A 24,392-nucleotide genomic window follows, 5' to 3' on the forward strand; every position below is an offset into this window, starting at 1 on the left:
ATGATAACCCCTGCATTATTCGAAAGTAAAAAAGATTGTTGTGCCTGTGGTGCTTGCTTAAATGTTTGTCCTAAGCAAGCTATTTCTTTGCAAGAAGATGAATGTGGCTTTTTATATCCACAAATAGATGAATCAAAATGTATCAATTGTGGCGCATGCAAAAGGGTTTGTGCATACCAGAATACTGATGTTAAAAATGCTCCATTAAAGTGCTTCGCTGCAGTTAATAAAGATGAAGAGCAACGTGAAAAATCTGCATCTGGTGGTGTTTTTGCAGCAATCGCGACCAAAGTCATCCAGGATGGTGGAATTGTCTACGGTGCAGCATTTGATAATGAATGGACACTAAGACATATAGCTGTTGATTCATTAGAAGAATTAAATAAGCTTCAGGGATCTAAATATGTTCAAAGTAATACAGGTCATACATTTTCTGAAGTTAAGGAAAAACTAAATGAAGGCATCAAAGTGCTTTATAGTGGTACACCATGTCAGATTGCTGGACTTTTAAGTTTCCTGGGGAAAGATTATGATAACCTGATCACGATTGACTTGGTGTGTCATGGAGTCCCTAATAATAGAATGTTCAAAAATTATATTAGCTCTTTGGAAGAAAAGTATGGAGCTAAGGTAACAGATTTTGCATTTAGAGATAAGAAACTTGGATGGGGAAAAAATGCTAGTGCTTGCATAAATGGGAAAAAAATAAAGATTTGGGAAAGTGCTTCGCCATATTTATACTATTTTTCAAATGCCAGTATTTGCCGTGAGAACTGTTATAGTTGTAAATATGCCGGACAAAATAGACCTGCAGATCTTACTATAGGTGATTTTTGGGGAATAGAAAAACAACATCCGGAATATCTGAATTCATCTGCATGGAATGAAGCTAAAGGAATATCGCTCATTGTAGCTAATACTAATAAAGGCATTACTGAATTGAATGAGTTAAATGATTACCTTGATTTACAAGCTTCATCATTTGAGAAAGCTGCAAAAGGAAATGCTCAGTTAAATCATCCTAGTACATCATGTAATAGGGATGAAATTGTGGATTTATATGCTAAGAATGGCATGGGAGCTATTGAGCAAAGGTTTTTAAGCAAGATTGGATTACGAAAATATAGTAGCCATATAAAAGCATTCATACCTCCAAAAATGAAGCGAGCTTTGAAGCGTTTATGAAAATGATAAGATTATAATCGAATAGAGTGTGGCGTTAGAACGCAACATATACAAGTGATTGAGAAAAAGTATGATGCAATTATTTGCATAGATGAAATAATATAGGAAACACCAAATAATGAAACATGCATTCTTGATAATTGCTCATAATAATTGGTGGCAGTTAAAACAACTTATAAAGCAACTGGACAGCGAATTTCACGATATATATATCCATATAGATAAAAGATGTAAAGACTTTGATCAGGGTATTTTTTCAGAAATGACCTTGAAATCAAAGATTTATTTTTTTCAAGAATACAAAGTTTACTGGGGAGGTTATTCTCTGGTTGAAGTTGAACTTTTCTTGCTTGAGAATGCATTTAGAAATAATTATGATTATTATCATATTATTTCAGGAGGAGACTTACTTATAACTAGTAACCAAGAATTTGATGCATTTTTTGAGAATAATAAGGGCTTTGAATTTATTGATTTTGATGATAATAAACTGATAAATGATCCTGAAATTTTAAGAAGGGTTAGACTCTATCATTTTTTACAAAATTTTAGAAGAATATCTGGAAGTTCATTTATTAATTCGATTTTTGTTTTTTTTGAAAGATGCCTGTTATTATTACAAATTATCTTGCAAATTGATAGAACAAAAAAGTTAAATTGGACAATTAAATATGGATCCCAATGGGTTAGTATAACAAATGATTTGACAAAAGAGGTTTTGAATCATAAGAAAAACGTTAAAGAAGTGTTTAGATTTACAAATTGTGCTGATGAGTTATTTATACAGACAATAGCATATAATTCAATGTTTAGAGATAAAATATTTGAAAATGAGATTGATAGTCTAATGAATAACATGAGAGTGGTTGACTGGAAGCGAGGAAAGAATGGCAGTCCGTACACTTTTTGTAGTTCAGATTTTGAAAATATAATACATTCAAAAGGCTTATTTGCTAGAAAATTTTCAGAAGAGATTGATAAGGAAATAATTTTGAAGATAAATAATTATGTTAATGGTGTAGATTATGAAATTAGTTTGTGATAAAGATATGTGTAATGGATGTGGAGCTTGTGCGGCAATTTACCCCGCTAATGCAATACATATACAAGAAGATGTTTCGATTAATGAAGGTATAGATTAAAAAAATTATGAAAAAAAAAATGTCTGAATATACTAATAAAATAAGAATAGCTCATATTACCAAAAACTTTACTGCGAACGGAATTACATCAGTTGTCTTAAATTATACTAGCCATTTAGATAAAGAGATATTTGATGCTGATATTATTTCCGGTTCACCAATAACAAATGAATTAAAAGACAAGAGTATTGAAAATGGTGTTGAACTTATAGCGGTTCCATCAAAAATAGAATCCTCCAGAGGATATTATTTAGGGATATGGAATGCATTAAAAAAAGGAAAATATGATATTGTTCATGTACATGGAAATAGCGCAACAATGGCTATTGAGCTTTTAATGGCATTGGCTTTAGGAATCAGAGTTAGAGTTGCTCACTGCCATAGTAGTTCATGTGAACATTTCAAGATTCATAATAGGTTATTACCAATTTTTTTGCGCTTATATACAAAAGGATATGCATGTAGTAGTTTGGCAGGTAAGTGGCTTTTTGGAATTCACCCATTTGAGGTTCTGGTAAATGGCTTTGAAACAAAAAAATATTTGTTTAATTTAAAAAAAAGGGTGGAGCTGAGAAAAAGATTAGGTTTAACAGATAAATTTGTGATTGGTAATGTTGCTGGATTTACTAATACGAAAAATCATGAATTTTTACTAGATGTATTTGAATCAGTTGCAGACAAGGATAAAGAGGCGGTTCTCTTTTTAGTTGGCGAAGGTCCCTTGCTTAATAAAGTATTATCGAGAATTGAAAATAGTGCGTTTAGAGAACGTATTGTATATTACGGTGTTAGCAATAATGTTGAAGATTTATACAATGTAATGGATTTGTTTGTATTGCCAAGTAAGTATGAAGGATTGGGATTGGTCTTTCTTGAAGCACAGATTAATGGACTTAAGTGTATCGCCTCGGATCAAGTTCCACGTGAAGTAAATCTGAATGGTCAGACAAAATTTCTCTCGTTAACTGATTCTTTGGAGAATTGGATAAATGAAATATTGTCGATTAATGATTATGACAGAGAAAAAATGTCTATTAATTCATATAATAAATCAGCAGAATATGATATTGATAAATGTGTTAAAAGATTAGAAAATGACTATTTATCAGCTCTATAATTAGAAGCAAATTATAATTTTTTAGGTTAGGTATATCATGACAATATTTGGTCTTATTTGGATATTTGTAATGGGATATTGCTTTATGAAAAAAAACATAAAGTATATGTTTTCAGCAACACTTTTTTTTATGACTATTCAATGTGCTAATGTACTATATCTAGGTTCAAGCGGTATTGGTCCTCAAGTATTAACTTCAATTTGTTTTATAATTAAGACAATTATTTTTTTTAAAGGTAAAATGCCACGAATTAAGAAAGATAGGTCTCGATTAGCCAGTATTGCTTTGGCTGTTTTAATGGTCGTTATTATAGCTAGTACGTTAATTAATGAACAGTTTTCCGAAAAATGGCTAGTTATTCTTCAATTAGCAGTATATATTGTTACATTTCTATTTATAAAAAGAGCAGTAAAAAATATTGATAACGAGAGCTTATATGGAATTGTCAGAACAATTATAATTTTTGTGATTGTAATAGGGATTGTTCAATGGTTGATAACGATGTTTGTGCCTCCTGCTCGAATTTTATTGAAATATATTTTTTATAATGATAATAGTACGGATGTTTATTTTAATCACAATGATTATTTTCATAATAGACGAATATATTCTACATTTATGGAACCATCTTATATGTCTGCATTTGTAGTTGGAGCCTTTTATTACCTAATATCTTTTTGGAATAGGATTAAAGAGAATTATTTAATATTGTTACTTCTTATAGTCATTCTTTTTGCATCATCTAGTTCGACTGCATATGGGAACTTTCTTATTACAGGAATAGTTTTTATATTAAGTGTGAAAGAGATAAAACTAAGCTGGAAAATACTGATTATGGCTATAGCGATGTTTGCAGCCTTTTTTATTTATTCCCTTTTTTATAATGTTTTGGATGCAGTTATTTTTTCAAAGGCTTTGACAGGGTCTGGTATTACTCGAGCTCGATGGAATTATGAAGCTTATGATGCATTTTTGACTTCGCCGCTAATAGGAGTAGGCTATAAAGCAATACGCGGCAGTAGTATAATATTCTCTTTATTAGGTCAAGTAGGAATTTTTGGTCTGGTTACTTTTGTTTTATTTAATCTCAACTCTGTGTGGAGAGTTTTTTTTAGAAATATACTGAAAAAGAATTATGATACTGGATATTATGCAGTATTATATGCTGTAATATCGTCATTTATTAGTTTAGTAATCGCCTGCCCAGATCTTGATTTGTGTTCATATTGGTTTTGGCTATACTTATTAGCAAGCTATAACGGACATGAATTGGTTAGGTTCAAAAATGGTAAAAAAAAGCTTATTAGATCTGCTAGTAATAAATATTGTAATCAGTAGTTATAATCATATGAGGTATAGTTAATGAATGAAAAAGAGATTTGTGCGTCAAGTTGTAGTGGCTGTGCGGCATGCATGTCAATATGTCCTAAATCAGCTATTACAATGCAAGAAAATGAAAAAGGTTTTCTCTATCCAGTTATAGATGATAAAGCTTGTATTGACTGTAAGCTTTGCATGAAAACATGTAATACAAAGCCTGATAAATCTGAAATCAAAAATACATATTTGTTAAAAATAAAAGATCATGTTCAGCACATGATATCACAGTCAGGTGGAGCTTTTTCAGCTGTATCAGATATTATACTAAATGAACAAGGAATAATATTCGGCGTAAAATATGACGATGAGTATGAAGCAGAATTTGGTATGGCGTCAAATATATTTGAACGTGATTTAATGCATGGATTAAAATATATGCAGGCTAAAGTGAATTATACATATAGGGACGTTGAGAATGCATTGAAAACAAGAAAAGTTCTATTTGTAGGAACTCCATGTCAGGTTGGGGGCTTAAAAAAGTATCTTAAGAATAGAAATGTATCTGAAAATAATTTGGTTACAGTTGATATAGTCTGCCATGGTGTTCCATCTGTACTTATATGGAGACAGATACTTAAAGAAGCTAAAAGTAATGTAGGTGATATTAAACAGGTAATATGTAGAGATGAATTATCAACAGGTTGGGGGGATAGTCTGAGCAGCTTTTATGGAAGAAGTAAATATTCTACAAAGCATTTTATTCGAATATTTGGGTCAAATCTAGCACTTCGGGAATCTTGTTATAAATGCGAATATACAACATTAGAGAGGTGCGGCGATATAACAATAGCTGATGCTTGGGGAGTAGAAAAATTAGATTCTGATTTTTTAGATAGTAGAGGAGTTTCTTTGCTGCTTATTAATACGCAAAAAGGTGCTGAAATTCTTCAAAAGATGAAAGATAGTGTTGAATTAAAACTTGTAGATATTAATAATTATGCTCAAAAGAATATGACAGAACCATCGACTCCGCATAGGAATATTGATGAATTCTGGAGCGATTATGAGACTAAAGATTTTTCATATATTATAAGGAAGTATGCTGAGAATAATCTTTTGTTGAATTATAAATACATTATAAAAAGAGGAATAAAAGCTATATGCAAAAGAAAGTAGGAATTCTGACTTTTCATAATTCAGTAAATTATGGTGCTGTACTTCAGACATTTGCACTTAATAGAGTGTTGGCTAAAGAAGGCTTTTCAGTTGAAGTAATTGATTATGTCAATGATAAGATTGATAACGAATTAAAATCAAAAGGGCATATTGAAGAGAAGAGTATAAAAGCAATTATTAAAAGTGCACTTCAAAAATATCATGGGGCAAGAAAATTAAAGGCTTTTTCAAAGTTTATGGATGATAATATTGATTTGTCCAGGGAAAGAGATATTAAAAAGAGTTCAATAAAAAAAGTAGCTGATAATTATGATATTTTTGTGACTGGCAGTGATCAGGTCTGGAATTTATCATTAACAAATAATGATACGACTTATTTCTTGGACTTTGTACCGGACAAGGCATTGAAAGTTGCATATTCAGTTTCAGCAGGTGACTGTTTTAATGAGGATATCAAATCAGTTGATTCATTAGTAAAAAAATTTAACGCTGTATCAGTTAGAGAGACTGCTTTAAATAGTTTTATAAATGAAAATTGTAGTGTTGAGTCATGTGTTTGTTGTGATCCTGTGCTTTTAGCGGATGTTTCTGAGTTTATGAAAGTTAAAAGCAGAAGAATAATGAGGAAGAAGTATATTTTCTGTTACCTTATGGGCAATAAGCCTGGCATTATTGAAGTGGCAAGAAACATAGCAAATGAGAAAGATTTAGTACTAATTGATAATAAATCAAGTGTGCAGTTTTTTTTGCATAGTAGTCCTGAAGAGTATCTTTCCTGGATTTATAATGCAGAATATGTTTTAACAGATTCATTTCATGGGACCGCATTTTCAGTAGTATTCCATAAACAATTTGTTTCAGATAAATATGACTGTGATGGAAATATAAAGCTGAGAATTAGTAATTTACTGGATTCTCTCGGACTTAAGGATTATTTTGTTTCGATAAATGCCCAAAATATGGAAATTATAAAAGACTTAATTAATAAACAGATTGATTATGAAAAGGTAGAAGAACAAAAAAAGATAATGTCTGATAAATCACATGATTGGTTGATAGATGCAGTCGAAGGATAAATTATTAGCTTTTTGAGAAATGATTGATGTAAGCACAAGATATTATTACTATTTTGAGGAAAGTTTATGAGTGAAAATAGAAGTATAAAAAAGAACTTTATTTGGCAGGTTGGGATTGAAATAACAAACATGTTATTGCCATTGGTAACATCACCTATTTTAGCAAGGCGAATGGGAGCGGAGACTCTTGGAATTTATTCATATGTATATACCGTAACATATTATTTCCTGCAAATTGCTTTATTAGGTATGTTTCAGTATGGTACAAGAGAGATTGCTGTAGCCCGTGATAATAAGACGTTATTAAATAAAAAGTTCAGTGAGCTTTTTTGTTTTCAGCTAATTCATGGCAGCATAGTCTTGATTGTTTTCTTATTATATTCAGTTATATTTTCTAAATATACTGTACTTATGCTTATTCAGACTATTTATTTTTTAGGAGCTTCTGTTCTTCTTATTAATTATGTTTTTACAGGTCTTGAAGAATTCAATATCATTGCTGTTAAAACTATGATAATTAGAGCAATTGGTGTGATATTAATTTTTACTTTCGTACAGACAAAAGAAGATCTACCTTTATATACATTGATTATGGCAGCCGAACCTATGGCAGGGGCACTTGTATATATTTCACTTGCAAAAAGAAGAGTAAAGCTCGTTAAAGTTAATTTGATAGATGTTTTTAAGCATATAAAGGGATTGTACATGATTTTTATCCCTATTCTGGCCACATTTTTATATGCCACTATGGATAAGTTGATGCTTGGAAATATGTGTAGTATGGAACAGCTTGGCTTTTATTCTAATGCGGAAAAAGCACTAATAGCAAAGAATCTTGCAGTTGCGTTAAGTGTAGTATTAGTACCTAGAATGTCGAAACTTGCAGGTGATCGCAAATCTGATAAATTTAATGAATTGCTAGATAAGTCCTTAGAGGTTATTCTTTTACTTACTATAGCATTTGGATTTGGAACTGCAGGTGTGTCATCTTCATTTTCAGTAGTATTTTGGGGGAAGAATTTTATTGATTGTAGTAGCTTGATTCAGGTTATGAGCTTTACACTTCCCGCATATGGCTTGACTTATGTTATCAATAATCAGTATCTTGTCCCTTTAAAAAAAGAAAGCATATATATAAGAGCAACTGTCTTTGGAGTGTTTGCAAATCTTCTGATTAACTTTATATTGATTCCATCCTATGGTGCTTATGGTGCTGCAATTGCAACTTTAGCGACTCAATATATCGTGCTTATTATTGAATGTATTGCAATAAGAACTGAGTATTCGATTATTCCTGTAATAAGGAATGCAGTACCATATGTTTTATTTGCATTGTTAATGTATTTTTCAATCAAATATATTGATAATAGTTTTGACTTTAGTTTAATTTCTTTGGTGATGGAGATAGTAGTAGGTAGTTTGATATTTCTTGCGTTTTGTATTGGATATTGGATTTTGTTTAAAAAAGAGATGTATTTGAGTATCATTCAAAACGTAATAAATCAGGTAGTTGTTAAGCTTCCGGGTTCATCTATTAGTAAAAACGCTTAATTATTTCCAAATCAAAGCCTCCTACTGAAATCGAAGTAAAGATTTCAGTAGGAGGCAATTATTCAGTAGCTTTTATTTGACCAAAGAGAATCTAATTTTCTCGCCAATTTCTTCGCTCTTTACCTCATAAATATTGTCTTGTGAAAGCATAAGTCCAGTAGGGTTTCTTCCGATAATGACATACTGATTATTGCAATCCCTTGAGATATACGTTCGCAGTGCGTCATCCAATAAAACATCTGCATTATCTATAACAAATAATTTGTCTTTAGATTGATTTATAGAATTTTTATATCCTTTTTTATATCTAAATAATTAAAGCACTTAATTCTCTTGTCTTCTGCAGACATTTCTTCAATAAATGAAAATATTGCAGACTTGCCTGTTCCGGAATCACCTACTACAAAAGTTATGTTGTAATCCAAATTGAAATTTACTTCAAAAACAGTATGTGTAGTATATATATGATTCGTAATAACAGGTTTAATTTTCATTAGTCCTGAAATCAAGGTTTCAAATTGAGAATATTCTCGCAATATTCAAGTAGAGACTTAGTAAATATATATGATAATTTGTAATCAGCGAATGATATACATTATTTCGTTTGGGAGGTTATTACTTGAGAAAGAAAACTATATGGGGACTAATTATGACAATGGGAATTTTAACAGCTTGTGGAACTGGAAATGTTGAGAAGGTGGCTGGTGCAGAAAACACTACTGCAAATGAAGAAATAGTTGAAGAGGTTGAAAACACCACAGAAGATGGTGGAACTGCGTCAGAAGAGGCTGTAGCAACTACAGAAGAAACTAACACTTCTGTAGAAGAGAATGATGATGAGAGTGGCGCTGCATCTGATGCAGAAAATGCTAAATCCGAAGATACTAAAACCGAAGATACAGATGAAAGCAGCAATAGTGCATATGAAGAGGCAATAGCTCAGGAGACATCTGTTTCAGAGGAAGCTACAGTGAGCGAAGAAGGTAATGATAGCGAGGAGCGCGTACCTACTGCAGAGATTGGTGAACATGTTCTACCTAAATATACGAATCTCAGAACAGATGAAGCAGGAACAATAGAGCATATTTCCTACACAGGGCACAATTATGCCGGAGATGGAAGCGAGATAACGAAGGAAGCTAATGTATATCTTCCTCCGAACTATGATCCTTCAAAGAAGTATAATCTGATGATCCTTTTGCACGGTATAGGCGGTGATGAGGATGAGTGGGGACTTACCAAGAGTACTTCCAGGGTCAAGGCCATAATGGATAATCTTACATATTATGGTGATATCGAGCCATTTATTGTTGTAACTCCAAATGGAAGAGCCGGAGCAGATACAGATAAGAATACAAAAGCAATCGATTCTTTCTATAAATTTGGCGAAGAATTGAGGAACGATCTCATTCCATACATGGATTCACACTATAGCACTTATGGCGAGTATGATGAGAATGGATATGACCTGTCTGCGGCCCGTGCTCACAGGGCAATAGCAGGACTTTCCATGGGTGGAATGCAGACTATAAATATTGGACTTGATGAGTGCAATGATATGTTTGGATATTTTGGAGCTTTTTCAGCAGCACCTACTAGCTATCCTGCTACGAAAACCGCAGAGATTCTAAAGGATTGCGAATATCCGATTTATTACTTCTATAATATATGTGGTCTTCAGGATCGAATTGCATACCAGAGTTCCTCTGCAGCAGCTAAAAATCTTCCTGCACTTAGCGACAAGTTCACAGAAGGAGAGAACTTTATGTGGCAGGAGATGGATGGAGGTCATGATTTCCATATCTGGTATCAGGGATTCTATAATTTTGCGCAGATCGCTTTTAAATGAGATTTGCAATGTATTTTTGACAAGGCTAAATGTTTGTAAAAGTCTAAAAAAGCAAAAGAATAATAAAAAAAGGCAGTTAGATAAGGAATCTACAGCTGCCTTTTTTTATGAAGAGACCCAAATACACAGCACGAATGCAAAAGTTTTATGGCTACTTAGTTCAGATCCAGATTATCTCGTGTGATGTTCTTTAGCCATTTCCGACTTCTGTAGTGATTGATAACCCATGGCCATTTTACAAATTCGTCGGTGCAGAGCAGGAAGTATACCCACATGGGAGGCAGTTTTAGAAGAGCGGCTGCAATGAAGCCCAGCGGTACGGCATAGCACCACATATCGATTGTGTCACAGATAAAGCCAAATTGGCTATCGCCCCCTGCACGGAATACTCCGGCTATGAGGGTTGTATTAACTGCTGCACCCATTACATAATAGGTATTGATCAAAAGCATTATCTTCAGATAATCTTTTCCTGCAGGTGTGAGATTTGCAAAATTAAGGAATATCGGAATTAACAGGAAAATGATAAATCCTCCGATGGCACCGAAAAGTACAGTCATTTTCATCAATGTCTTTGATGCTTTGTCCGCATCTTCGAGCCTGTTCTCACCAATTATCTGTCCAAGAAGGATTCCACCTGCGCTAGCTACACCGAAGCAAAGGATTGTTCCGAAATTCCTTGCAAGAGAAGTGAAGGAATAAGCTGCTACCACATCTGTTCCAAGGAACTGTCCGATAATCACGGAGTACATTGAAAAAGCAAGTCCCCATGAAATATCATTAAGCATTGCAGGAAGCGCCATTTTAAAGAAGTCCTTGAGAAGCAGATCATTACTGATAAACATATAGGAGAGCTTAAGCTTGACATCCTTGCTTCTTATTGAAACGATTATGCATAAAATAAGCTCGATCACTCTTGAGATAGAAGTTGCAAGAGCAACTCCGGCAGCACCAAGCTTTGGCGCACCGAAAAGACCGAATATAAATACTGCATTAAGTAATATATTCAGTGAAAATGCTATTGTATTTAATACGGTAGAAATGGAGACTCTTCCGATACTTCTTAGTGTTGCAAGATAAATTTCAATTATGCCCCAGCAGAGATACGCAACACTGATATTTCTTAAATAAGTAGCACCTATAGCTATAAGTTCCGGATCCGGTGTAAATACACGCATCATAAGAGTTGGGAAAAACATTGCTGCTGAAGCGAATAAAACTGCTGCAAGTAATGAGAATCTAAGCGCAATTCCCTCCACCACATCTATAGCACGCATGTCGCCTTTACCATAGTACTGTGAGCAAAGCATTGTAACCCCGGTGCCAAGTCCGTAAAAGACCATAAAAAGGATGCTTGCATACTGGGCGGCAAGTGAAACTGCAGATATGTGGCTTTGTCCCACATAATTCAGCATGATAACGTCAGCAGAGTTAACTGCCACGCTAAGAAGATTTTGAAAAACTATAGGAATAGTAAGTTTCAAAATCTGAGATCGATAATTCTGTTTTCTGTCTTTCATCTTCGTAACCCCTTGTTGTAGCTAAGTTTATTTTGCACAATTTAATTTGTGCGGAGCACGTAGTGCTTTTTCGCTGGCTAAGTGCAAACTTGCTGTATTCATAATGATAACATATAGGCTGCTGATTTTCCTCAGAAATTGATTTATAGCAGCAAATCGAAGCAAATGATCTTAGGAGTTTCCCAAGTCTGATGTTTAGCCAATTTCTAAAGTTTATAGGTTGTAAATAAGAAGTTTTAGGGCATATTCACCTTGACTTTTTTTATGCTCATCGTTAAACTAGTTTGCAGAGCGTTGAAGATGTGGGGCATACCCCAAGATGTTCTGTTTTCCTATTTCAGAGAGACAGGTCACTGGCTGAGAGCCTGTCAGGTAAAGACAGTACGGAAATTTCGCATTGGAGCTACAACTGAAGATTTGAAATGAGAGTCTGCTATTTTTGGCAGGAATCAGGGTGGTACCGCGGATTATATTCGTCCCTTACATCTTTGCGATGTAGGGGACTTTTCATTTTAGGAGGTAGAAATGATAAAAGAGCAGTTAGACAAAATCAGGGAAAGTGCACTTAAGCAGATAGGCGATACTGAAGGCCTTGATATGCTGAATGATATCCGTGTTAATTTTCTTGGTAAAAAAGGTGAGCTTACAGGTATCCTTAAGAGCATGAAGGATGTGGCACCTGAGGACAGACCTAAGGTTGGTCAGATGGTGAACGAGGTTCGTGAAGAGATTGAGAAGAGTCTTGAGAACACGAAGAAGCGTCTTGAGGCAGCCGTAAGAGAGGCTAAGCTTGCAAGTGAGACAATTGATGTAACTCTTCCTGCAAAGAAGAACAATGTCGGACATCGTCATCCCAATACCATTACTCTTGAGGATGTTGAGAATGTCTTCATTGGAATGGGTTATGAAGTAGCAGAAGGTCCTGAGGTAGAGAAGGACTATTACAATTTTGAAGCACTTAATATTCCTGCAGATCACCCTGCAAAGGATGAGCAGGATACATTTTATATCAGCGGAGACTTACTTCTTCGTACACAGACTTCATCTACACAGGTTCATGAGATGGAGAAGGGCAAGCTTCCTATTAAAATGATAGCTCCCGGCCGTGTATTCAGAGCAGACGAAGTTGATGCTACACACAGCCCCAGCTTCCATCAGATTGAAGGTCTTGTAATTGATAAGGACATCACATTTGCTGATCTTAAGGGAACTCTTGCTGAGTTTGCAAAAGAGATCTTTGGCGAGGATGTTAAGGTTAAATTCAGACCTCATCATTTCCCGTTCACAGAGCCTTCAGCAGAAATGGATGTCAGCTGCTTCAAGTGTGGTGGTAAGGGATGCCGTTTCTGTAAAGGTGAGGGTTGGATAGAGATCCTTGGTTGCGGAATGGTTCATCCTCATGTACTTGAGATGAGTGGCATTGATCCTAATGAATACACAGGCTTTGCATTCGGTCTTGGTCTTGAGCGTATTGCAGTACTTAAGTATGAGATTGATGACATGCGCCTTTTGTATGAGAACGACATCAGATTCTTAGAGCAGTTCTAATATATAAAATCGGATATAAACTATCATTTTTAGAGGAGAATAAAAGTGGACGCTAATTTAAATTGGATAAAAGCATATGTACCGGACTTAAATGTAAGCGATCAGGAGTTTCTTGATGCACTCACTCTTTCCGGAACAAAGGGCGAAAGTTTTCATCGCCTTGATAAAAACCTTGATAAAATAGTTGTTGGTCAGATTGACAAGATTGAGCCCCATCCAGACGCTGATAAGCTTGTTATCTGCCAGGTTAACATCGGTTCAGAGATGATACAGATTGTCACTGGTGCCAAGAATATGAAGGAAGGAGATAAGGTTCCCGTTGTTCTTGATGGCGGAAGAGTTGCAGGCGGTCATGACGGAAGCCCGAATCCTGAAGATGGTATCAAAATCAAAGCCGGAAAGCTTCGCGGAATTCCCAGCCAGGGAATGATGTGCTCAATCGAAGAGCTCGGTTCATCCAAAGATTTTTATCCCGATGCACCGGAGGATGGACTTTACATTCTTCCTGAAGATACAGAGGTTGGCGCTGATGCGGTAGATATTCTTGGTCTTCATGACACTGTTTTCGAGTTTGAAGTAACAAGTAACAGAGTAGACTGCTACAGCATCCTTGGTATTGCCAGAGAGGCAGCTGCTACATTTAAGCTTCCTTTTAAGGCTCCTGAGGTGAAAGTAGAGGAGACTTCTGAAAAGGCATCAGATTATATTTCTGTTGAGATTAAGGATAAGGATCTTTGCAGCCGTTATTGCGCAAGAGTAGTGACAGATGTTAAGGTTGAGCCTTCACCTGAGTGGATGCAGAGAAGACTTGCAGCTAATGGTGTAAGACCTATAAACAACATAGTTGATATCACAAACTATGTAATGCTTGAGTATGGTCAGCCTATGCACGCATTTGATCTTTCAACAATCGCAGGTAATAAGATTATTGTTAAACGTGCTAAGGATGGCGAGAAGTTCGTGACACTTGACGGTCAGGAGAGAACACTTGACAGTGAAGTTATCATGATCTGTGATGGAGAAAAAGAAGTTGCCATTGGTGGTATAATGGGCGGTGAAAACTCCATGATCACAGAGTCAGCTAAGACTGTTCTTTTTGAAGCAGCAACCTTCAATGGACCTAACATCCGTAAGAGCTCCAAGAGAATCGGACTTCGTACAGATGCATCAGGCTTCTTTGAAAAAGGACTTGATCCTAACAACGCAGAGGACGCTATAAACCGTGCATGCCAGCTAATTAATGAACTTGGCTGTGGTAAGGTTACTTCAGGTATTGTTGAAGAAAAGTCACCTATCAAGCCTCTTAACAGAATTAAGTTTGAGCCTGACAGAATTAATAAACTTCTCGGAACAGATATTGATACACAGACAATGCTTGATATTTTCGCAAGAGAAGAGCTTACATATGATGAAGCTTCTAACGAGATTATTATCCCAAGCTTCAGACAGGATCTGATCGGTATGTGCGATATCGCTGAGGAAGTAGCAAGATTCTATGGATATGATAAGATTCCTATGACACTTCCTAAGAATGCACCTACTACAGGTAAGCTTACATTCAAGATGACAGTTGAGAAGACAGCAAGAGAAGTTGCTCAGTTCTGCGGATTTTCACAGGCTTATGGCTACTCTTTTGAAAGCCCCAAGGTATTTGATAAATTACTTTTACCTGAAGATGCTCACGAGAGAAAAGCTATAAAGATTTCCAATCCTCTTGGTGAAGATTTCTCAATTATGAGAACTATTCCGCTTAACGTTATTCTTACAAGCCTTGCTACAAACTACAAGCGCAGAAATAAGGATGTTAAGCTTTATGAGATAGCAAACATTTATCTTGCAAAGGAGCTTCCTTTAACTGAGCTTCCTGATGAGAGATCACAGTTCGTACTTGGTTTCTATGGAGAAGGCGACTTCTTCACAATGAAGGGTGCTGTTGAAGAATTCCTTGCTCAGATTGGAATGGATAACGATCTTGAATATGATGCAAAGGCAGGTAAGGTATTCCTTCATCCCGGACGCCAGGCTCAGATTTCATTCAAGGGCGAAGTTATAGGTTACCTTGGTGAAGTACATCCTGAAGTACTCGATAATTATGGAATCGGAACAAGAGCTTACATTGCAGTTCTTGATCTTCCTGCAATCGTGCCTCATGCAAATTATAACCGTGTATACACAGGAATCGCTAAGTTCCCTGCAGTAACACGAGATATCAGTATGGTTGTTCCTACAGAGGTTACAGCCGGTGAGATTGAGAAGATGATCAGGCAGCGCGGTGGTAAGAAGCTTGAAAAGCTTGAACTGTTCGACATCTATGAAGGTTCTCAGATTGAGAAGGGCTTTAAGTCTATGGCTTATTCACTTGCATTCAGAGATAAGGAAAAGACTCTTGCTGATGACGAAGTAAACGGCGCAATGAAGAAGATTTTAAATGGCCTTGAAAGCATGAATATTTCTCTTAGAAGTTAATTATTCAGCATATGTTTTTTGAGCTGTATAAGAAAAGGAGACAAAATGAAAAGTACTAACGTATGGACAAAATACACTGCAAAACAGCTTAAGGAAGTTGAAGCTTTTGCAGATTCTTACAAGAACTTCCTTGATAATTCAAAGACAGAGCGCGAAGCTATCGATTCTATAGTTAATGAGATCGAGGATGCAGGCTATCGCGAACTCAACACACTTATTGGTTCAAACACCAAGCTAAAAAAAGGTGATAAGGTTTATAGCGTATGGATGAACAAGTCCATCGCTATGTTCCAGATTGGTTCTGAGCCTCTTGAAAATGGTATGAACATCCTTGGAGCACATATCGATTCTCCCAGAATGGATGTTAAGCAGAATCCCCTTTATGAGGATACAAGCATCGCATACCTCGATACACATTACTATGGCGGAATCAAGAAATATCTTTATGTAGCAATTCCGCTTTCAATTCACGGTGTTGTTGTTAAGAAGGATGGCACTACAGTTCAGCTCAATGTTGGTGAGGATGAGGATGATCCGGTATTCTTCATCAGTGATCTTCTTATTCACCTTTCAGGTGACCTTATGAGCAAGAAGGCTTCACAGGTAGTTGAGGGTGAAGCTCTTGATCTTATCGTTGGTAGCAGACCTTTTGTAATTGAGAGCGATGAGAAGAAAAAGGACGAGAAGAAGAGCTCCAAGCTCACAGAAGGCCAGCAGTATGCTGTAGATTATGAGAAGGCAGAAAAAGAAGAAAACGGCAAGATAAGCGGAGCTGTTAAGAGAGGAATTCTTGGTATTCTTAACGATCTCTATGGTATTGAGGAGGAGGATTTCCTTTCAGCAGAGCTTGAGATTGTACCTGCAGGAAAAGCAAGAGATGCAGGCTTTGACCGTTCAATGATCCTTGGTTATGGCCAGGATGACAGAGTATGCGCATATCCTTCCATGAAGGCACTTCTTGAAGTTAAGAATCTGACAAGAACAGGCTGCTGCATCCTTGTAGATAAAGAAGAAATCGGTAGTGTTGGTGCTACAGGTATGCAGAGCAGATTCTTTGAGAATGCAGTAGCAGAACTCATGAACCTCTGCGGTGATTACAACGAAATTAAGCTTAGAAGATGTCTTGCAAACTCATGCATGCTTTCTTCTGACGTAAGTGCTGCATTCGATCCTATGTATGCAGGCCAGTTTGAGAAGAAGAACGCAGCTTATCTTGGACTTGGCCCTGTTATCAATAAGTTTACAGGAAGCCGTGGTAAGTCCGGTTCTAATGATGCTAACGCTGAGTACATTGCACATATCAGAAGCATCTTCGAAGAGGATGATATAACATTCCAGACTGCTGAGCTTGGTAAGGTAGATGTAGGTGGCGGTGGAACAATCGCATACATTCTTGCTCTTTATGGCATGAATGTAATTGATAGTGGTGTTGCTGTTCTTAACATGCATGCTCCGTGGGAGGCAACTTCCAAGGCTGATATCTATGAAGCACTGAGAAGCTATAAGACATTCCTTGAAAAGGCAAGTCTTACAAATATGTAATTTTGTTTTCATCCGGCAGAATATCCATCTGCCGGATGATTGTTGCTGTTGTAGATAATTATTGTTTTAGATTTTTGGAATCTAGGATATCGATATATTGCTGCAGCATTAGATATAAACAGTCGTTATTAGTTGAGGAGTTTAAATTGAGCAATACAAATACAGATGTGAATGATCCCAATCTCGGACTTCGCACCAGTGATTATTATTTTGATCTTCCCGAGGAGCTTATAGCCCAGGATCCTCTTCCTGCAAGAGATGATGCCAAGCTTCTTGTTATGAACAAAAACACGGGGAAGATTCAGCATAAGATTTTCCATGAAATTATAGATTACCTGCAGCCGGGAGACTGCCTTGTTCTAAATGACACGAAGGTAATTCCTGCAAGACTTCTTGGTACAAAAAAAGATACCGGAGCTGCAGTTGAAATTCTTCTTCTTAAAAGAAGAGAAAATGATATATGGGAGACTCTTGTAAGACCGGGTAAAAAGCTTCGCCCCGGTGCTGAAGTTACTTTCGGTGATGGAAGCCTTACTGCGAAAATTCTTGATATAGTTGAAGAAGGTAACAGACTTGTTCAGTTCTACTATGAAGGAATTTTTGAGGAAGTTCTGGATAAGCTTGGTGAGATGCCGCTTCCGCCTTATATTACACATAAGCTTCAGGATAAAAATATGTATCAGACAGTTTATGCGAAATATGAAGGATCAGCAGCTGCACCTACAGCAGGGCTTCATTTTACTACAGAGCTTCTTGATAAAATAAAGGACAAAGGTGTAGACCTCGCCTATGTAACTCTACATGTTGGACTTGGTACCTTCAGACCTGTAAAGGTCACAAATGTTCTTGAACATCACATGCACACTGAGTGGTATCAGGTTACTGCCGAAGCTGCTGAGAAAATCAATAAAGCAAAGAAAAGCGGACATAGAGTTATCTGCGTTGGAACTACAAGTTGCAGAACTATTGAGAGTGCTGCAGATGAAAATGGTAATATAGAGGCATGCGCAGATAATACTTCAATTTTCATATATCCCGGCTATAAATTTAAGGTGACAGATTGTCTTATAACAAATTTCCACCTGCCGGAATCGACTCTTGTGATGCTTGTTTCAGCCCTTGCTGGCAGAGAAAACGTGCTTAACGCCTATAACGAGGCTATTAAATTACGATATAGGTTTTTCAGTTTTGGAGATGCTTGTTTCTTTACTGATGACGAAATTTAGGCTATAATTACAGTTACAATAGTATTCGAGGGGGATATTATGGAAGAAAGAAGAAAGTATAGAAGACTTGATCTTGATGGCGAACTTATAATGAATCCCATTGGAAGTGACTGTGAGCCTGAGGCTGTAGCCATTTCTGTTATTAATGCATCCAGAGCAGGAATGGGATTCCAGTCAGATTTACAGCTGACCATGGGTGATAACTATGAATGTAACCTTACTCTTTGGACCAAAGAGGTTCTTCATGTCTTCATCAAAATTGTCAGAGGTACTGCGCTGGAAGACAGTTATGAATATGGCGCGATTTTCATAGGTATGCCTGAATATGACAGACAGAGGATTTCTGTTTATGAGACAGTTCAGGAGACGTTAGAAGAGATGTAATTTAAAGCCTTCCCGGTAACGGGAAGGCTTTTGTAATATTAGCTAGTCGAGTTTCCTAATGCAAAAATGATAGACAAGCTTAATGCCTGGAATAATTTATTAAGACTCCTGGAATTATTTTATAAGACTTCTCAAATCTTTGAAAAATTCAGGATATGAAATTCCCACACACTTATCATCTATAATTCTTGTTGCGCCTTCTGCAGCCAGTGCAGCAATAGCGAAGGTCATGGCTATTCTGTGATCACCTTCCGAATCAATGTCAGCGCCATAAAGCGGCTTTCCGCCATGTATGATCATTCCATCATCTGTGGGTTCAATATCAGCACCCATAGCTTTAAGATTCTTGCAAACACTATCAATTCGGTTTGATTCCTTTACTTTAAGCTCGGCAGCATCCTTAATGATAGTAGTGCAGTTAGCGGTTGCAGCTACTACAGCAAAGATAGGAAGCTCATCGATCATGGTAGGGATAAGCTTTCCTGATACTTCGAATCTTCCATTCTCATTGCCATGAAGATCTGAATAACGAACATGAAGATCTGCTCTTGGCTCGATGGACTCATCGTAATTCTCAAGCTGAATATCTGCGCCCATCTGAGTAAGAATACTGAGGATTCCTGATCTGGTCTTGTTGATCCCGACGTTATGTATCACAATGTCAGAACCCGGAACAAGAAGAGCAGCAGCTATAAAGTATGCGGCTGAAGATATGTCACCGGGTACATTAACCTTAATACCGTGGAGAGGTGATCCCGGGTGAAGAATAGTTGCGGAGCTTCCCTTGACATCAACTTCATTGTGAATATCAGCACCGAAAGCTCTGAGCATGATCTCAGTGTGATTTCTGCTAAGAGCAGGCTCGTAAACAACTGTATCACTTTCAGAATAGAGTCCTGCCAGCACAATACATGATTTAACCTGAGCTGAAGCAACAGGGCTGTGGTAAGTGATACCAAGAAGCCTTTTTCCACCCTTAATAATGAGAGGAGCGCATTCATTCCCTTTAAGAGAAGATATGTCAGCACCCATCTGGGTAAGAGGCTTGATGATTCTGTTCATAGGTCTTTTTTCTATGGAACTGTCACCTGTGATCATGGAATCAAATGGCTGAGCAGCAAGAATTCCGGCAAGCAGCCTTGTTGTAGTGCCGCTGTTGCCGGTATAAATTGTTTTTGACGGAGCATTAAGACCATGAAGTCCTTTACCGTGGACTGTTATGGTCGGCACTCCGTTCATAGGTCTTTGTGAATGCTCAATCTGAATACCGAGCTGTTTAAAACATTCGATTGTTGACAGACAATCCCCGCTTTTCAAGAAACCGGTAATCTCAGTTGTTCCTTCTGAAATGGCCCCAAACATGATACTTCTATGCGAAATAGATTTATCCCCAGGAACAAAAATACTGCCGGTCAATGGCTTTGAACTTTTTTCAATGCTTATCATGGTTAATTCCCTCTTTTTAATCAAGTAGTATATTTTAGCCTAAAGGTATCAGTCGATTGACGGATATCCATGAGTCTCTAATAATTTTAATGCCTTCTCCATGGCTTTGTCATCATGAAATTCTATACTTAACGTGCCATGTTCAAATTCACGATTGTGTACGATGCCGATGTTCTTGATATTGATTCCGTTTACGGAAAGGAGAGTGGCAACTGATGCAATATTACCCGGTTCATCAGCTATATCAACTCTGATAACATAAGTCTTCTGGATAGGTCCTCGTCTCAGGTCATTAAATGAATCTCTGTATTCTCTTGCATTTGAGAAGAAATTCATAAGAGCATCTCCGTCAACCTCATCGACTACCTGCTTCATTTCTGTAAGATAAGAAATGTATTTATCAAGCAGTGTAGATATATTTTTGTGGTTTGTAAGACAGATCTGCTGTAGCATCACAGGTGAAGAAGAAGATATTCTTGTGATGTCCTTGAAACCACCGGCTGCGATCATTTTCATAAGACCATCTTCGGAGTCGCTGTCGTGCACCAGGTTAACAAGACATCCACTTATTACATGCGGAACGTGGCTCACTGCAGCTGTAATAAAATCATGCTGCGTATATGGAATTATAAGTGGGGTTGCACCCATCAGCTCTACAAGCTCTTTGTAATTGGCAAGTCTCTCATCAGAAGTCTTCTCGGTTCTGGTGAGGATGTAAAATGCATTCTCCAGTATAGATGCCTTGGAATTGATGTATCCGATTCTCTCAGTACCTGCCATTGGATGGCCACCGATAAACTGGTCCTCTAACCCAAGCTCCTTCACATGCTCATGGATACTGGTCTTAACAGAACCGATATCAGTAAGAGTGGTCTTGCGATTAAGGTAAGGCTTTATTAGTTTTAAATTATCGTTATTTCGTTCTATCGGTGCACACAGAAAAATGTAGTCACATTCTGAGAATCTCTCATCTATCTTGTCACATGCTATATCAACTATTCCGTCCTCTTTTGCTTTGAGAGAAGTCTCAATATGAGGTGTGTAAGAAATAATGCGGATATTAGGATTCTTGGCCTTAAGAGCTCTGGCCATAGAACCACCGATAAGACCCAAACCTACAAAGCCGCAAGTGATATTATCAGTATTCATTTGGATTGGTCTCCTTAAAATCTATAGTTTTTATGAGCTGTTTCCATCTTTGCCCACTGTTAATGATTGATTATTGGGATAAAAGAAAATAGTTTCCCTATAAAATACGCTTAAAATCTACTAAACTATATCACGTTAAAGTGCGAAAATCAATGAATTTGCCTAATTATATGAGAATTTGCAGTTACTGTTCAGACAGCTCTGCGCACTTGCTGCGCTGAGCGTGAGAATGTTCTACGTCTTGAATATAGGATTTGCCCCTTTGCCGAAGGCAACTGGAATGGGCAAATCCAGTTGCTGTGAGCACCGTAAGGTGTGAACAGTAACAGTTTTTTATCCTATTGTGCAAATTTGATTGAATTACTTGTATTGTATGCACAATTTTAGTAAAATGTATGCATAGGGTTTGGGGGGAATCTTAATTTTTCTAGTTAAATTTCCCAACATAATTTAAGACTTGGAGGAACAAAAGATGAAAGTTTACACAAGTGACAAAATACGCAACGTCGTACTCTTAGGTCATGGGGGAGCAGGAAAGACTTCACTTGCTGAGGCAATGGCTTATCTTGCAGGTATTACCTCCCGAATGGGTAAAGTATCTGACGGCAATACCGTTAGTGACTTTGATAAAGAGGAACAGAAGCGACAGTTTTCAATCAGCACAACTAACATTGCGCTGGAATGGGAAGATCACAAGATCAACCTTCTTGATGCCCCCGGATTTTTCGATTTTATCGGTGAGGTTCAGGAGGCAATGAGCGTAGCAGATGCAGCTATTATCGTTGTTTCCGGTAAAGCAGGCGTGGAAGTTGGAACTGAAAGAGCATGGGATCTTTGCGAGAAATATGGCATACCGCGTATGTTCTTTGTATCAGACATGGATATCGACGATGCTTCATACAGACAGGTTGTGCAGGATCTTACAGATAAATACGGAAAGAAAATCGCACCCTTCAACCTTCCTACCCGTGAAAATGAGAAGTTTGTAGGATATGTAAATGTAATTCAGGAAAAGGGCTTCCGCTGGGAGGGCAAAGATGCCATTGAGTGTGAAGTTCCCGAATATAACCTTGAATATTTGAAACAGTATAGAGATACACTTATGGAGGCAGTAGCCGAAACAAGTGAAGAATTTATGGATAGATATTTCAGTGGAGATACCTTCTCAGAGCAGGAGATCAGATCAGCACTCAGAAATAATGTATGTGACGGATCAATTGTTCCTATAGAAATGGGATCAAGCATTCTTGCACAGGGTGTTTACACACTGATGGACGATATTATTAAATACATGCCTGCTCCTGAGAACCGTAAGATGGCAGGTATCAACATGAAGACCAACGAGATATTCGAAGCTAACTTCGATTTCTCAAAACCTAAGACAGCATTCGTGTTTAAGACAATGATGGATCCTTTCATTGGTAAATACTCAATGATAAAGGTTCGCTCCGGCGTTATCAAGACCGATGATGTAATGTATGATACCAATAAGGATTCAGAGGTTAAGATCGGTAAGATTTATGTAATGCAGGGCAATAAGACAATTGAAGTTCCCGAGCTTCATGCCGGTGATTTCGGTGCCCTTCAGAAGCTGGATGTTTCAACAGGTGATACCCTTTCAACAAAGGCTAATCCTGTTCAGTATGCTAAGATGGATATTTCAGAGCCCTACACCTATATGAGATATAAGGCTCAGAATAAAGCTGATATCGATAAGATTGCACAGTCTCTTGCAAAGCTTGCTGCTGAGGATGCAACACTTAAGGTTGTTAATGATGCTGAAAACCATCAGTCACTTATCTATGGTATGGGTGATATGCACCTTGAGATTGCTGTTAGTAAGCTGCTTAATGAGTACAAGGTTGCAATTGACCTTGATAAGCCGAAGGTAGCTTTCAGAGAGACGATTCGTAAGAACTCAGATGTTGAGTACAAGTATAAAAAGCAGACCGGTGGTCACGGCCAGTACGGACACGTTAAGATGCGCTTCGAGCCTTCAGGTGATGACAGCAAGCCTTATGTATTCGAGCAGGAAGTTGTCGGCGGTGCAGTTCCGAAGAACTATTTCCCTGCAGTAGAAAAGGGTATAGCAGAAGCTGCTCAGAGAGGACCTCTTGCTGCATATCCCGTAGTGGGAGTTAAGGCTGTGCTTTATGATGGATCATATCATCCGGTTGACTCTTCTGAAATGGCATTCAAGGTTGCTGCAAGCAATGCCTTCAAGAAGGGATTCATGGATGCTACACCTGTACTTCTTGAGCCTATAGCTACTCTTAAGGTAACAGTTCCGGATTCATTTACCGGTGATGTAATGGGTGACCTTAATAAGAGAAGAGGTCGTGTGCTTGGTATGAATCCTACAGGCGATGGAAAACAGGTCATCGAGGCTGACATTCCTATGATGGAACTCTTTGGATATTGCACAACCTTGAGATCAATGACAGGTGGTGCAGGTGATTACGAGTACAGCTTTACAAGATATGAGCAGGCTCCTTCAGATATCCAGCAGAAGGAAGTAGCTGCAAGAGCTGAAAAAGTTAAGGAAAACGGAATAGAAGATTAATAGTAAAAAAATTGGAACCGGCATTTCGAAAGGGATGCCGGTTTTTTATGTCATATAGTTTTATGCCATAGAGCAAATAAATAAAGCAGAGTACTTGAGAGCTCTTCCATGGAAGGCTGCTTGTTGTTATA

General features: G+C 37.3%; 18 protein-coding genes. 14 read left to right on the forward strand and 4 right to left on the reverse strand.

Going from position 1 to position 24,392, the window contains the following annotated elements:
* The 7 genes from T501_RS09685 to T501_RS09715 all read left to right on the forward strand — a co-directional run bounded on the left by T501_RS09685 (nucleotide 1) and on the right by T501_RS09715 (nucleotide 8,568).
* Complete coding sequence (locus tag T501_RS09685; protein ID WP_044914568.1) at nucleotides 1-1,185, forward strand: Coenzyme F420 hydrogenase/dehydrogenase, beta subunit C-terminal domain; 1,185 nt, start codon at nucleotides 1-3, stop codon at nucleotides 1,183-1,185.
* Between the two features lie 118 nt (nucleotides 1,186-1,303).
* Nucleotides 1,304-2,227: a beta-1,6-N-acetylglucosaminyltransferase gene (locus T501_RS09690; protein ID WP_050008241.1), complete on the forward strand. Its 924-nt coding sequence runs from the start codon at nucleotides 1,304-1,306 to the stop codon at nucleotides 2,225-2,227.
* Nucleotides 2,228-2,334: 107 nt separating this feature from the next.
* Complete coding sequence (locus T501_RS09695; RefSeq protein ID WP_044914569.1) at nucleotides 2,335-3,444, forward strand: glycosyltransferase; 1,110 nt, start codon at nucleotides 2,335-2,337, stop codon at nucleotides 3,442-3,444.
* Nucleotides 3,445-3,481: 37 nt separating this feature from the next.
* Nucleotides 3,482-4,783, forward strand: a complete 1,302-nt coding sequence (locus T501_RS09700; RefSeq protein WP_044914570.1) for an O-antigen ligase family protein — start codon at nucleotides 3,482-3,484, stop codon at nucleotides 4,781-4,783.
* A gap of 24 nt (nucleotides 4,784-4,807) precedes the next feature.
* On the forward strand, nucleotides 4,808-5,941 hold the full coding sequence (locus tag T501_RS09705; RefSeq protein WP_050008242.1) for a Coenzyme F420 hydrogenase/dehydrogenase, beta subunit C-terminal domain: 1,134 nt from the start codon (nucleotides 4,808-4,810) through the stop codon (nucleotides 5,939-5,941).
* Nucleotides 5,926-7,017, forward strand: a complete 1,092-nt coding sequence (locus T501_RS09710; RefSeq protein WP_044914571.1) for a polysaccharide pyruvyl transferase family protein — start codon at nucleotides 5,926-5,928, stop codon at nucleotides 7,015-7,017. The genes T501_RS09705 and T501_RS09710 overlap by 16 nt, the downstream gene beginning before the upstream one ends.
* 66 nt (nucleotides 7,018-7,083) lie before the next feature.
* The gene (locus tag T501_RS09715) at nucleotides 7,084-8,568 is read left to right on the forward strand and encodes an oligosaccharide flippase family protein (RefSeq protein ID WP_044914573.1); all 1,485 of its coding nucleotides are present in this window, start codon (nucleotides 7,084-7,086) and stop codon (nucleotides 8,566-8,568) included.
* A gap of 278 nt (nucleotides 8,569-8,846) precedes the next feature.
* On the opposite strand, the gene T501_RS22875 is transcribed toward T501_RS09715, so the two are convergent.
* Nucleotides 8,847-9,062, reverse strand: a complete 216-nt coding sequence (locus T501_RS22875) for a hypothetical protein (protein WP_442856363.1) — start codon at nucleotides 9,060-9,062, stop codon at nucleotides 8,847-8,849.
* Between the two features lie 125 nt (nucleotides 9,063-9,187).
* On the opposite strand from T501_RS22875, the gene T501_RS20190 reads away from it, so the two are divergent.
* The gene (locus T501_RS20190) at nucleotides 9,188-10,417 is read left to right on the forward strand and encodes an alpha/beta hydrolase (RefSeq protein WP_050008243.1); all 1,230 of its coding nucleotides are present in this window, start codon (nucleotides 9,188-9,190) and stop codon (nucleotides 10,415-10,417) included.
* Between the two features lie 155 nt (nucleotides 10,418-10,572).
* On the opposite strand, the gene T501_RS09730 is transcribed toward T501_RS20190, so the two are convergent.
* Nucleotides 10,573-11,937 (reverse strand): MATE family efflux transporter, encoded by a 1,365-nt coding sequence (locus T501_RS09730; RefSeq protein ID WP_044914574.1) that lies wholly within the window; start codon nucleotides 11,935-11,937, stop codon nucleotides 10,573-10,575.
* 528 nt (nucleotides 11,938-12,465) lie between these two features.
* Between T501_RS09730 and pheS the strand changes: the two genes are divergently transcribed.
* From pheS to T501_RS09755, 5 genes are all read left to right on the forward strand, one after another.
* A complete protein-coding gene (gene pheS, locus T501_RS09735; RefSeq protein ID WP_026510318.1) occupies nucleotides 12,466-13,485 on the forward strand; it encodes a phenylalanine--tRNA ligase subunit alpha in 1,020 nt (339 codons plus the stop codon).
* 45 nt (nucleotides 13,486-13,530) lie between these two features.
* Nucleotides 13,531-15,951: a phenylalanine--tRNA ligase subunit beta gene (gene pheT, locus T501_RS09740; protein WP_044914575.1), complete on the forward strand. Its 2,421-nt coding sequence runs from the start codon at nucleotides 13,531-13,533 to the stop codon at nucleotides 15,949-15,951.
* 45 nt (nucleotides 15,952-15,996) lie between these two features.
* Nucleotides 15,997-17,493 (forward strand): aminopeptidase, encoded by a 1,497-nt coding sequence (locus T501_RS09745; protein WP_044914577.1) that lies wholly within the window; start codon nucleotides 15,997-15,999, stop codon nucleotides 17,491-17,493.
* Between the two features lie 146 nt (nucleotides 17,494-17,639).
* Nucleotides 17,640-18,719, forward strand: a complete 1,080-nt coding sequence (gene queA / locus T501_RS09750) for a tRNA preQ1(34) S-adenosylmethionine ribosyltransferase-isomerase QueA (protein WP_242832983.1) — start codon at nucleotides 17,640-17,642, stop codon at nucleotides 18,717-18,719.
* Nucleotides 18,720-18,758: 39 nt separating this feature from the next.
* Nucleotides 18,759-19,103 (forward strand): PilZ domain-containing protein, encoded by a 345-nt coding sequence (locus tag T501_RS09755; RefSeq protein ID WP_026510322.1) that lies wholly within the window; start codon nucleotides 18,759-18,761, stop codon nucleotides 19,101-19,103.
* A gap of 114 nt (nucleotides 19,104-19,217) precedes the next feature.
* On the opposite strand, the gene aroA is transcribed toward T501_RS09755, so the two are convergent.
* Together aroA and T501_RS09765 are read right to left on the reverse strand one after the other, a co-directional pair.
* The gene (aroA, locus tag T501_RS09760) at nucleotides 19,218-20,549 is read right to left on the reverse strand and encodes a 3-phosphoshikimate 1-carboxyvinyltransferase (protein ID WP_044914578.1); all 1,332 of its coding nucleotides are present in this window, start codon (nucleotides 20,547-20,549) and stop codon (nucleotides 19,218-19,220) included.
* Nucleotides 20,550-20,597: 48 nt separating this feature from the next.
* Entirely contained in the window at nucleotides 20,598-21,698 is a 1,101-nt protein-coding gene (locus T501_RS09765; protein ID WP_081843109.1) for a prephenate dehydrogenase, read from the reverse strand.
* A gap of 472 nt (nucleotides 21,699-22,170) precedes the next feature.
* Here T501_RS09765 and T501_RS09770 point away from each other — a divergent pair, with 472 nt between their 5' ends.
* Nucleotides 22,171-24,261, forward strand: a complete 2,091-nt coding sequence (locus T501_RS09770) for an elongation factor G (RefSeq protein ID WP_044914582.1) — start codon at nucleotides 22,171-22,173, stop codon at nucleotides 24,259-24,261.
* Nucleotides 24,262-24,392 lie beyond the last annotated feature (131 nt).

Origin of the sequence: Butyrivibrio sp. WCE2006 (assembly GCF_000701985.1) — a bacterium.
Lineage (GTDB): Bacteria > Bacillota > Clostridia > Lachnospirales > Lachnospiraceae > Butyrivibrio.

Excerpts from the sequence above, each read along its gene's own strand:
- T501_RS09685 (WP_044914568.1), top strand. The coding sequence starts at position 1 with ATGATAACCCCTGCATTATTCGAAAGTAAAAAAGATTGTTGTGCCTGT.
- T501_RS09690 (WP_050008241.1), top strand. The coding sequence starts at position 1,304 with ATGAAACATGCATTCTTGATAATTGCTCATAATAATTGGTGGCAGTTA.
- T501_RS09695 (WP_044914569.1), top strand. The coding sequence starts at position 2,335 with ATGAAAAAAAAAATGTCTGAATATACTAATAAAATAAGAATAGCTCAT.
- T501_RS09700 (WP_044914570.1), top strand. The coding sequence starts at position 3,482 with ATGACAATATTTGGTCTTATTTGGATATTTGTAATGGGATATTGCTTT.
- T501_RS09705 (WP_050008242.1), top strand. The coding sequence starts at position 4,808 with ATGAATGAAAAAGAGATTTGTGCGTCAAGTTGTAGTGGCTGTGCGGCA.
- T501_RS09710 (WP_044914571.1), top strand. The coding sequence starts at position 5,926 with ATGCAAAAGAAAGTAGGAATTCTGACTTTTCATAATTCAGTAAATTAT.
- T501_RS09715 (WP_044914573.1), top strand. The coding sequence starts at position 7,084 with ATGAGTGAAAATAGAAGTATAAAAAAGAACTTTATTTGGCAGGTTGGG.
- T501_RS22875 (WP_442856363.1), bottom strand. The coding sequence starts at position 9,062 with ATGAAAATTAAACCTGTTATTACGAATCATATATATACTACACATACT.
- T501_RS09730 (WP_044914574.1), bottom strand. The coding sequence starts at position 11,937 with ATGAAAGACAGAAAACAGAATTATCGATCTCAGATTTTGAAACTTACT.
- T501_RS09745 (WP_044914577.1), top strand. The coding sequence starts at position 15,997 with ATGAAAAGTACTAACGTATGGACAAAATACACTGCAAAACAGCTTAAG.
- T501_RS09755 (WP_026510322.1), top strand. The coding sequence starts at position 18,759 with ATGGAAGAAAGAAGAAAGTATAGAAGACTTGATCTTGATGGCGAACTT.
- aroA (WP_044914578.1), bottom strand. The coding sequence starts at position 20,549 with ATGATAAGCATTGAAAAAAGTTCAAAGCCATTGACCGGCAGTATTTTT.
- T501_RS09765 (WP_081843109.1), bottom strand. The coding sequence starts at position 21,698 with ATGAATACTGATAATATCACTTGCGGCTTTGTAGGTTTGGGTCTTATC.
- T501_RS09770 (WP_044914582.1), top strand. The coding sequence starts at position 22,171 with ATGAAAGTTTACACAAGTGACAAAATACGCAACGTCGTACTCTTAGGT.